Source organism: Halococcus agarilyticus, from assembly GCF_000334895.1.
GTDB lineage: Archaea > Halobacteriota > Halobacteria > Halobacteriales > Halococcaceae > Halococcus > Halococcus agarilyticus.
The window spans coordinates 61,323-70,648 of sequence record NZ_BAFM01000006.1; the positions used below are offsets into that span (position 1 = coordinate 61,323).

Consider the following 9,326-nt stretch of genomic DNA (forward strand, 5'->3'; position numbering starts at 1 on the left):
ATCGTCAGTCGTCGCTCGTGCTAGCCGCCTCGCCAGCGGGTGGCGTCGCGTCGTCGACCGGCTGATCCGGGTTCAGTCGCTCGATCTCGTCGGGAAGTCCGAGATCGGCGTTCTCGCCGTTGCGGAGGTGGGTTCGGCCTCGACCGACGACGAGATCGTCTTCGAGGTGGAGGCGCACTGCCTCGACGAGCGCCTCGGCTTCGAGGGGCTGGCCGCGGCGTTCGAGGTCTTCGACGGTGGCGTCGTCGGGCACATTGAACGCGCGCTGGGCGATGATCGGCCCCTGGTCGAGGTCGGTCGTGACGTAGTGGGCGGTGACACCGGCGATCCGGACTCCGGCGTCGAGCGCCTGGCGGTACGGCTCCGCACCGGGGAAGGCAGGCAGCAGCGAGGGATGGATGTTGATGATGCGACTCTCGTAGCGAAACACCACGTTGGGACTCAGGATGCGCATGTAGCGCGCGAGCACCACGAGGTCGATGTCGTGCTCGTCGAGGATGTCGAGCAGCCACTCCTCGTCGGGGACGCCGCCCGCGTCGCCGACGTTATAGAACGGTACGTCGTGGGCCTCGGCGATCGGCGCGAGATCGTCGTGGTTCGCGACCACGACCCCGATCTCGGCGTCGGGATCGCCCGTCTCCCACGCGTCGAACAGCGCGTCGAGGCAGTGCGATTCCTTCGTTGCGAGCACCGCGACCTGCCTGGTCTCGCGGTCCGCAGGAAAACGGACCTGGACGTCCATTTCCAGCTCCTCACAGAGCTCGTCGAGCGCCCGTCGGAGATCGTCCTTCGAGCCGTCCATCTCGCCCGTGTCGACTCGCATCGTCATCCGGAACAGATCCTCTCGAACCGCCTGATCGAGATCTTCGATGTTGACTCCACGCTCGAAGAGAAGGGAGGTGATCCGGGCGATCAGGCCGGTGTCGTCGTCGCCGATCACCGTGATCTCGGTGAGTCGCGGGTTCATCGCCACCACCGCGTGTCGGTCGCGTCCATTGAGAGCGATTCGTCCAACGAGAGCGAAAACCCTTCGTTTGCAGCAGCACTCGCGGCCGAACCGATGCAGAAGGGTTTTCGCCGACGGCTCCTTTCCGCCGCCGATGACCGCCTACACCGCCGTCGTCACCGTTCGATTAAAGCGGGGCGTGCTCGACCCCGAGGCCGAGACCACCGCCCGCGCGCTCGAACGTCTCGGATTCGAGCTGGACGAGCTCCGCGCGGCCGACCGCTTCGAGGTCGATCTCGACGCCGAAAGCGAGGAGGCGGCCGCAGAGCGCGCGGACGCGATGGCCGAACGCCTGCTCGCCAACCCGACCATCCACGACTACACCGTGACGGTCGAACCCCGATGACAGTCTCGGTCATCCAGTTCGGCGGCTCGAACTGCGATCGCGACGCGGTTCGTGCGCTTCGGGATGTGGGGGTCGACGCCGAGCGGACGTGGCACGAGGACGGACTCCCCGAGGACCCTTCGGGAATCGTCCTGCCTGGCGGCTTCTCCTATGGCGACTACCTCCGGGCTGGCGCGATGGCCGGGCGCGCGCCGATCCTCCAGGACGTTCGCGACGCCGTGAACGAAGGCGTGCCGGTGCTCGGGATCTGTAACGGCGCGCAGGTCGGCTGCGAGGCGGGCCTCACGCCTGGCGCGTTCACCACCAACGCGAGCGCGCGCTTCCAGTGCGAGCACGTCCACCTCCGTGTCGAGAACGCCGACACGCCGTGGACGCGATCGTTCGAGCCAGGCGACGTGATCGAACTCCCGATCGCCCACGGCGAGGGCCGGTTCGAGATCGACGAGGAGCGCCTCGCCGACCTCGACGCCGACGATCGAGTGCTCTTTCGGTACTGCGACGCCGACGGGAACGTGCGGCCGGCGGCGAACCCGAACGGCTCGACGGGCGCGGTGGCGGGCGTGTGCGGCGAGCGCGAGCACGTCGCCGTGTTGATGCCCCATCCCGAGCGGGCGACCCTGCCGGAACTCGGCGGGACCGACGGCCGCGGTATCCTGCGCGGGTTCGCGGAGTAGTCCCGACCGCAACCTCCTGACTCGAATACCCGTGACTGGTGGGAGGTTCTGGATCAGAGGGGGAATCGCAGGCCACACCTCACCGATCGATTCGTTCGTCGGAGTCACCTTGATGTGGAGTGAAATGCGGTGTGAGCCACGGATACCGATGCATGTGGGAGACCGCTACCGCTCCGCAGACCGCACTGTGCCACACACCTCCCCAGCCGATTCCTTCGCTTCGCTCAGTCATCCCTCGCACGAGTCGCACGCCTACGGCGTCTGCTCGCGGGTGCTTCGCACCCGCTCGCACGGCCAGCGGGACCGGAGGTCCCGCTCGGCGCTCCCGCGCGCCACCGCTACCAAATAGGCGAGGACTCACGAAATAGGTCCCCGCACTGCCGTGGACCCGCGCTCTTTTGTTCGTCGGTGCGGTACGGACCCACATGGGAGAGCGCGTGTGCTATCTCGCGGCCTGTCCGAACTGCGATCTCCGGGTGTCGATCGCCGACGAGACCTGTCCGGACTGTGGGGCGGCGCTCGATACCGACGAGACGGGGCAGGCCCGAACGCGCGACGACAGACAGAGCTAACACTCGACAGACCGTAGCTTCGCCGGAATGACCGACGACACGGTTCGAGTCTGGCTGGTCGAGCGAACGTATTCGGATGACGAACAGAACCTCATCATCCTGACCTACGCGACGCCCGACGGCGAGCACGACTTCCGGAAGGAGCGCGCCCTGCCCAGCTTTTCGGGGTCGGGCCGCGAGACGACCGCCGCACTCGACGTCGATCCGGGAAACCTCGGCGACGTCGACGACCCCGACGTCCGGGAGCGCTACGCACGCGAGGCGAGTCGGATGGCCGACGAACACGAGCCAGGCGACGCGATCTGATCCGTGTCGCGGGTGAACTACCGCGTCAGTGGCATCCCGTAGCTCTTCTCGCGCTCCACGACCGCCTCCCACGTGGCCTCGCACTCGCAGGACACCTGCTCGAACACCGAAGGGTCCTGTCGCCTGTCGAAGTCCTTGATCGCGGTCTGGACCCGGTCGTCGCACTCGCCGCAGTTGTGGGGGCCGCGATCCGAGCCGTGGCCCACCGGGTCCGAGACCACGATCGCGTCGGCGTCGGCGGTCGATTCGAGCACGTCGGCCACCGACCAGAGCCACGGCGGACGATACCCGCCGTCGTGATACAGGTCCTCGACCATCGTGTGGCGCTGGACGTTACAGGGGTTCATCGAGACGGTGTGGGCGTGCTCGGCACACCGCCGGATCGAGGATTCCATGTCCGCGATCGCCTCGCTCTCGGTGAGGAACGGCGGTTTCATCAGGAGGTAGGCTTTGATCCCCGCGCCCGCCGCGTCGGCCGCCTCGCTCGCCGTGACGAACTCGGCGAAGTCGAAGTATTTGTTCACACAGTCGTGGCGCACCCGGTCGGTGGCGGTTTCGAGACCGACCGCGATGTCGATCGCAAGGCCGCGGTCGGTGAAGTCGACCAGGCGGTCGCGCTCGACGAAATCGGGGAGGGACTCGACCACGATCCGCTCGCGGTCGGCGAACGTCTCGGCGATCGCTTCGCGGGTCTCGGGGGGGATCTCGCGTTCGTCGAGGAAGCTCCCCGAGGTGTAGATCTTGACGAGCGGGCAGGGCTCGTCGGCGTTCTCTGCTTCGTGATCGAGGCAGACGTCGAGCTGGTCCATGAGCGCGTCGTGGGGGACCGTACCGCCCTCGACCGATTCCGCGACGTAGCCACACATGGTGCAGCCGCCGGCCCGCGCCCACCGACAGCCGCCAGCGTTCAGGATGATCGTGAGACTCCGGCGGACGCCGTCGGGGGTGTTGTCCTCGTCGAGCCAGACCCGAGTGGGTTCGTGAGGATCGTAGGTCTGGTCGTTGCGCGCACGGATCCGGCGCATCGCCGCGTTGTGGGCGTCCATGCCCTTGCCCTGCTCGTAGACCTCGGGATCGGGCGTACTGCTCATTGGCAGGCCTACCCGGCCGAACGGTAAATCCCCACCGGCTTCGGACCCAAGAGGGGTCGAAATGGCGGGATCCGGCCAGCGGTCCGTGGAACTATGGATCGTTCGCACCGACGGGCGGACATGGCCGACGACACCAGTTTCTCGGCGGACGAGGACGAACCCGACGCCCCCGGCGAGGTCGTCGTCGAGCGGCTGTCGCCAGGCGAGGCGTTCGGAGTGGTGGCCCACGAGACCCGACTCCGGGTCCTCGAAGTCCTGAACGAGGCCGACGAGCCGCTCGCGTTCGCCGACCTCCGCCGACGGGTCGGTGCGGCCGACCCCGGCGGGTTCAACTACCACCTCGGGGAACTCGCGGGTCGGTTCGTCCGGAACACCGACGATGGCTACGAACTCACCGACCCCGGTCGCCGGATCGTCGGCGCGGTCCTCTCGGGCGGGTACACGAAGGCCCTCGACGCCGATCCCGTCCCGGTCGACGGTACTTGTACCGAATGCGATGGATCGCTAGAAGCACGATTTCACGAGAAGGGCGTCCGGATCGTCTGTACCGACTGTGGGTTCGAGTTCACCGATCCGGAAATCCCGGCCGGCGCACTGGAGGGGGTCGCGCGCGAACAGGTCCCGATGGTCGTCGATCGGTGGCTCAAGCGCGTCCACGCGGCGGCCGAGCACGGGTTCTGTCCGAACTGCGACGGCCGGCTCGACAGGAAGGTGACGCTGCCGTCCGACGACGGCTCCCCCGAGTGGCTCACCGGCGAGAATCTCGACGTGACCGTGATCTACGACTGCCGGCGGTGTGGGACTGCGTGGCAGTCGATCGTCCCGTACGCTGTTCTGACCCATCCAGCGATCGTCGCCTTCCACTACGAGCACGGTATCGACCTTCGGGAGACGCCGGACTGGCATCTCGACTGGCCGAAAGCGGGCGTGGCGACCGTCACGAGCGCGGACCCGCTCCGGATCGAGCTACCGATCACGCTGGACGGCGAGACGCGCGTGTTCACCTTCGACGAGAATCTCGACACCGTGACGGACGGCAGAACTGACACGTAGCGAATAGAAGCGTGGTTCTGCGACCGACGCTACAGAAATGGAGTTCTACAAACAGTTATTCGGGAGGTGAGGGTGGGTCGTCCGTGGAACGATCATCCCAGCCCGAGACTGACGAGCGATCGACCGACAGCACCCCGGAAGCCTGGCCGACGTGCGATCCTGAACAAGTCCAGGTCATGCTGCTCGGCACGTATCACATGGACAACCCCGGACTGGACGAGGTCAACATTGAGGCCGACGACGTGCTCGCGGCCGACCGCCAGGCCGAACTCCAGGGCCTCGCCGAGCGTCTCGAAGCGTGGCAGCCCGACCGGATCGCGGTCGAGCGACCGTACGACAACTTCGAGAGCGTGAACGATCTCTACGGGAAGTATCGCTCGGGCGAGTACGTCTACGGTCACGCGGAGACGTTTCCGGCTCCGCATCCGATGCGGAACGACGACGACAGCGAGTGCCGGAGCGAGGTCGTCCAGATCGGGTTTCGGTTGGCCGATCGGCTCGATCACGACCACGTTGCCCCCATCGACGAACACCCCGAAGAACTCGACGACGATCCGTTCGCGGACCGCGGGATCGACTCGGCACGGAAGACCTCGGTGGGACTTCCGGACCCGGAGGACTGGAAGCGCGAGACGGACGACCACCTCGCATCCTCGCCGATCTCCGAACACCTCGCGTGGATGAATCGGGAATCACAGCTCCGATTCAACCACCGCCTGATGTTCGATCGAGCGATCAGGGCGACAGGCGAGGCGTTCGGCAGCCCGGGCGCACTCGCGTACTGGTACGATCGAAACATCCGGATGGTCCATCATTGCTGGCGATCCATCGAAGCCGGCGACGAACGGCTGCTCCTCGTGGTCGGCTCCGGCCACGTCCGCGCTATGCGATACCTGCTCACGGAAGCGCCGATGTGCTGTCCGGTCAGCCCGCTGCCGTACCTGACGAAGAACGGTGGCTGACGCCGGCATCCGTCATCACCGTTCTCGATCGCGTTCGGCCGCTGCTCGTGGGTACTACGTCTCCTCGACGTGGCGCACCGCGACGGCGACGCCCCTCGTGCTGTCGGCCATCGCGGGGCCGCTCATCTCCGCACGGCCGACCGCGAACGCCTTCGGTCCCTCCACGACCACCTCGTCGCCGACCCGGATCTCGTCGCTCGCGTCGATGATGCCCGGCGCGAGCACGCTACCATGAGGAACGAACCCGTCGATCTCCACCCTCCTCGTCGGCACGTCGCTCTCGACCCATCGACGGGCACCCGCGAGCGTCAGGGCGAGCACGCCGTACTGGGGCACCATCGTGGCGAGATGGGTGTCGCTGTCGTCGTTCACTCGGAGTTTGGGATAGAAACTCCCCGTGGAAATCGATTCGAACAGCGCGTCGCCCGCCCGCGGCCCGAACTGGTAGTCCGCGATCGCGCGGACGGTGTTGTGCTGGCGCTCGCGCTTCGAGTACTTGAGTTCGCCGTCGAGCGCGTCCGAGAGCGCCGCAAGCGAGCCCGTCGTGGTCGGGTGATCCTCGACAGTGTAGGTGAACTCCATGCCGAGCGCATCCTCGACGCGTTCGGTGATCGGCCGATAGTCCTCGGGGACGTGGGCGATCACCCGGGAGTACCCGTTGCGTTCGAGGTAGGCTTCGAGCACGCTCGCCACGAACTCGATCTCGCCCGCGGTCCACTCGCCCGTGACGACCGAATCGTAGTGCTGGGCCGGGTAGGTGCATTCGAGCTCCTGGGGCACCACACCGATCGGCGAGGTCATCGAGACCGTGTGCGCCCGGAACCCGATGGCGCTGTGGAACTGTTCGTGGCTCTGGGACTCGCTGTAGGGTTTCGTCGCCGAGCAGGGGACGAGGACGAGCGGGTTGTCGAACCGGTTGTGGTACCGGGTCGTGACTCGCTCGGCGAAGCGCTGGATCTCGACCCGACGGAGCGTCTCCTCGCTCGCGGCCAGCAGTTCCGATCGGCGGATCACGGGCGTCCGCTGTTCGAGATACGCGTACTCCTGATCGAGTCGCCGGAACGCCGCCGTCAGCCATCCCTCGTGGCGCGCCTGGCCTTCGAGGTAATCCCGAAGTCGACCCTGACGAATCCGCTCGCGTACGGTCGCGAGTTCGGCCCCGAGGACGTTCGCGTTGTGGGTCGCACAGTCCTCGCGATCGAAGTCGTCGATCCCCTCAGCGCAGGCCGGGCACGCACACGGCAGTTCCGCGAGGTCGTCGAGGAAGTGTTCGCCGTCCGGCGTGAGGTATCTTCCTTGTGTGCCTTTCACCACCGCCCGATCGGTGTCGAGGAGATCCACCCCGGAATAGGCGAGCAGCGCGGCGTTCGCGGGCGTCGCCACCCCAGGAAGATAGAGCGCCGTGTCGTCGGGGATCGCGTTCCGCACCGAGACGATCCCCTCCACGAACGCGCTGGCGTGGCCGACGATCCCCTGGGCGTCCGAGAGCACGTAGGCGTCGGTCCCGTGGTCGCTCGCCGTTTCGGTCGAGACGACCGCGGCGCTCGGCGCGTCGACGTCGGAGTGTTCGGGGGCGAACGCCCCCGCGACCTCCTCGGGGGTGCCCGCCGGGAGCGCGCGATGTGGAAGCACGGTGAGACGCTCGGGGTCGCCAGGCGGCGTCTCGCGCTCTTCCGGCCACAGACTGCCCGCGTCCGCGAGCACCTCGTCGCAGAGCGCGGGCGTGGCGAGCGGGTCGGCGAGGCGCACCTCCCCGATCCGGGCCGCCCCGTCGCGGTCGTGAACCTCGAAGAACTCGGTCATTGCTCCGTCTGGTCGTCTCGGTCGTATTCGTCCATCGATTCGAGCGGCACCACCGAAACGCGCTCGGGAACCCGTTCGAGCGCGCTCGCCGGCCACTCCCGGTGGGCGAGCGTGAACTCGACATCGGGGTTCGACTCGACCAGTCGGGAGATCCCGTTGGCAGCCGCCTCGTAGCTCTCGCGATCGATGCGCTCGGGCACCTCGGCGGTGAGCGGGTACGTCTCCGAGAGATGTCGCGGAAACGGACCGAACGGTGGCACGACACGCCACGATTCGTCGTACGAACTGTTCTCGCCACCCTCGGTGAGCAGAACGTTGCCCTCGGGAGCCAGCCGCGCGAGGCGGTCGTGGTGGCGGCGGACCTCGGGCCGACGGGCGCTCTCGGCCGAGAGGTGGAAGAACGCGTCCTTCGAGACCGGATCCGAGCGCTCTAAGCGATCGGCGTGATCGAGTAGCGCGCGATAGCCGTCGAGCATTGCCGGGTGGCCCCGTGCGCGCACCTCGACGAGTTCGAGGAGGTTCCCGCGGCGGATCGCCTGCTTGATCCGACGGAGTTCGCCGAAGCTCACGTGGAGGTTGTGCTCGGCGAGATGTCGTTCCCGCTCGTCGTCGCCGAGATCCCGTAGTTCGTCCGGTGTGTGGCCGACACAGATCGGACACTCGCAGGGCAGGTAGTCGAGCTCTCCAAGCTGTTCGGTGCCGCGCACCGTGAGATAGCGGTCGTCGCGGGCGTAGAGCGCGTACGCCGCCGAGTCGAACAGGTCACAGCCCGCCGCGACCGCGAGCGCGAACATCATCGGGTGGCCCGCGCCGAACAGGTGCACGGGTTTGTCGGCACCGAGCCCGCGCTTCGCCGCGGTGACGATCTCGACCACGTCGTCGTAGCGATAGGCGTTCAACAGCGGGACCGCCGCGCCGACCGGGAACACGTCGAGACCCGTGCCGCGGGCGTGTCGCCCCGCGTCCTCGCGGAGGTCGGGGTACGTCGACCCCTGGACCGGGGCGTTCACGAGCATCTCGCCGGTCTCGACCTCCCGAGCGCGTTCGAGCCGGTCCTGGGTCGTCGAAAGCTCGCGTTCGGCGCGTTCGCGGCCCACGTCGGGCGGTGTCGGGATGTCGATCGGGGTCCCGATGTCGGAGCCGATCTCGTACTGAAAATCGAGGATTTCGGGCGTCGTGACGTCGATCTCGCCGTATTCGGCGAGCTGAAAGGAGCCGGAGTCGGTCACGATCGCGCCCGAAAAATCGAGGAGATCGTGGAGCCCCATCGACAGCGCGGCCTCGCGGAGGTCCTCGCTCTGTGAGAGGATGTAGCCGTTCGTGATCAGGATCTCCGCACCGAACTCCTCCTCTAGGCGAGCGGGCGCGATCGTCTGGACGTGGGGGTTGACGACCGGCATCAGCGCGGGCGTCTCGACCGTGACGCCCGAACGCGGCACGGCGAGTTCGCCGATCCGGCCCGCGGCGTCAGTCGTTCGAAGCTCGAAAACTCCACTCATTCCTGTTCGAAACC

General features: G+C 67.2%; 10 protein-coding genes. 6 read left to right on the forward strand and 4 right to left on the reverse strand.

The window, feature by feature from the left end; genetic code table 11:
* Positions 1-4: 4 nt before the first annotated feature.
* A complete protein-coding gene (locus TX76_RS06295; RefSeq protein ID WP_049900826.1) occupies positions 5-967 on the reverse strand; it encodes a formyltetrahydrofolate deformylase in 963 nt (320 codons plus the stop codon).
* A 133-nt stretch (positions 968-1,100) separates the two neighbouring features.
* Here TX76_RS06295 and purS point away from each other — a divergent pair, with 133 nt between their 5' ends.
* The 4 genes from purS (at position 1,101) to TX76_RS06310 (ending at position 2,904) form a co-directional block, all read left to right on the forward strand.
* Positions 1,101-1,352 (forward strand): phosphoribosylformylglycinamidine synthase subunit PurS, encoded by a 252-nt coding sequence (gene purS, locus TX76_RS06300; protein WP_049900500.1) that lies wholly within the window; start codon positions 1,101-1,103, stop codon positions 1,350-1,352.
* Complete coding sequence (gene purQ / locus TX76_RS06305) at positions 1,349-2,026, forward strand: phosphoribosylformylglycinamidine synthase I (RefSeq protein WP_049900503.1); 678 nt, start codon at positions 1,349-1,351, stop codon at positions 2,024-2,026. The genes purS and purQ overlap by 4 nt, the downstream gene beginning before the upstream one ends.
* A 425-nt stretch (positions 2,027-2,451) precedes the next feature.
* Complete coding sequence (locus TX76_RS18020) at positions 2,452-2,598, forward strand: hypothetical protein (protein WP_195156009.1); 147 nt, start codon at positions 2,452-2,454, stop codon at positions 2,596-2,598.
* A gap of 27 nt (positions 2,599-2,625) precedes the next feature.
* Positions 2,626-2,904, forward strand: coding sequence for a hypothetical protein (locus tag TX76_RS06310; RefSeq protein WP_049900506.1), 279 nt, complete (start codon positions 2,626-2,628; stop codon positions 2,902-2,904).
* Positions 2,905-2,921: 17 nt separating this feature from the next.
* Here TX76_RS06310 and TX76_RS06315 read toward each other — a convergent pair whose 3' ends face one another.
* Positions 2,922-3,995: an archaeosine biosynthesis radical SAM protein RaSEA gene (locus TX76_RS06315; protein WP_049900508.1), complete on the reverse strand. Its 1,074-nt coding sequence runs from the start codon at positions 3,993-3,995 to the stop codon at positions 2,922-2,924.
* Between the two features lie 120 nt (positions 3,996-4,115).
* On the opposite strand from TX76_RS06315, the gene TX76_RS06320 reads away from it, so the two are divergent.
* Positions 4,116-5,048 carry a helix-turn-helix domain-containing protein gene (locus tag TX76_RS06320; protein WP_228842323.1) on the forward strand — a complete coding sequence of 311 codons (933 nt, stop codon included), beginning with the start codon at positions 4,116-4,118 and terminating at the stop codon, positions 5,046-5,048.
* Between the two features lie 83 nt (positions 5,049-5,131).
* Positions 5,132-6,010, forward strand: coding sequence for a DUF5694 domain-containing protein (locus TX76_RS06325; RefSeq protein ID WP_049900511.1), 879 nt, complete (start codon positions 5,132-5,134; stop codon positions 6,008-6,010).
* A gap of 54 nt (positions 6,011-6,064) precedes the next feature.
* Here TX76_RS06325 and arcS read toward each other — a convergent pair whose 3' ends face one another.
* Together arcS and tgtA are read right to left on the reverse strand one after the other, a co-directional pair.
* Positions 6,065-7,813 carry an archaeosine synthase subunit alpha gene (gene arcS / locus TX76_RS06330; protein WP_049900515.1) on the reverse strand — a complete coding sequence of 583 codons (1,749 nt, stop codon included), beginning with the start codon at positions 7,811-7,813 and terminating at the stop codon, positions 6,065-6,067.
* Complete coding sequence (gene tgtA, locus TX76_RS06335; protein ID WP_049900519.1) at positions 7,810-9,312, reverse strand: tRNA guanosine(15) transglycosylase TgtA; 1,503 nt, start codon at positions 9,310-9,312, stop codon at positions 7,810-7,812. The genes arcS and tgtA overlap by 4 nt, the downstream gene beginning before the upstream one ends.
* Positions 9,313-9,326: the final 14 nt, after the last annotated feature.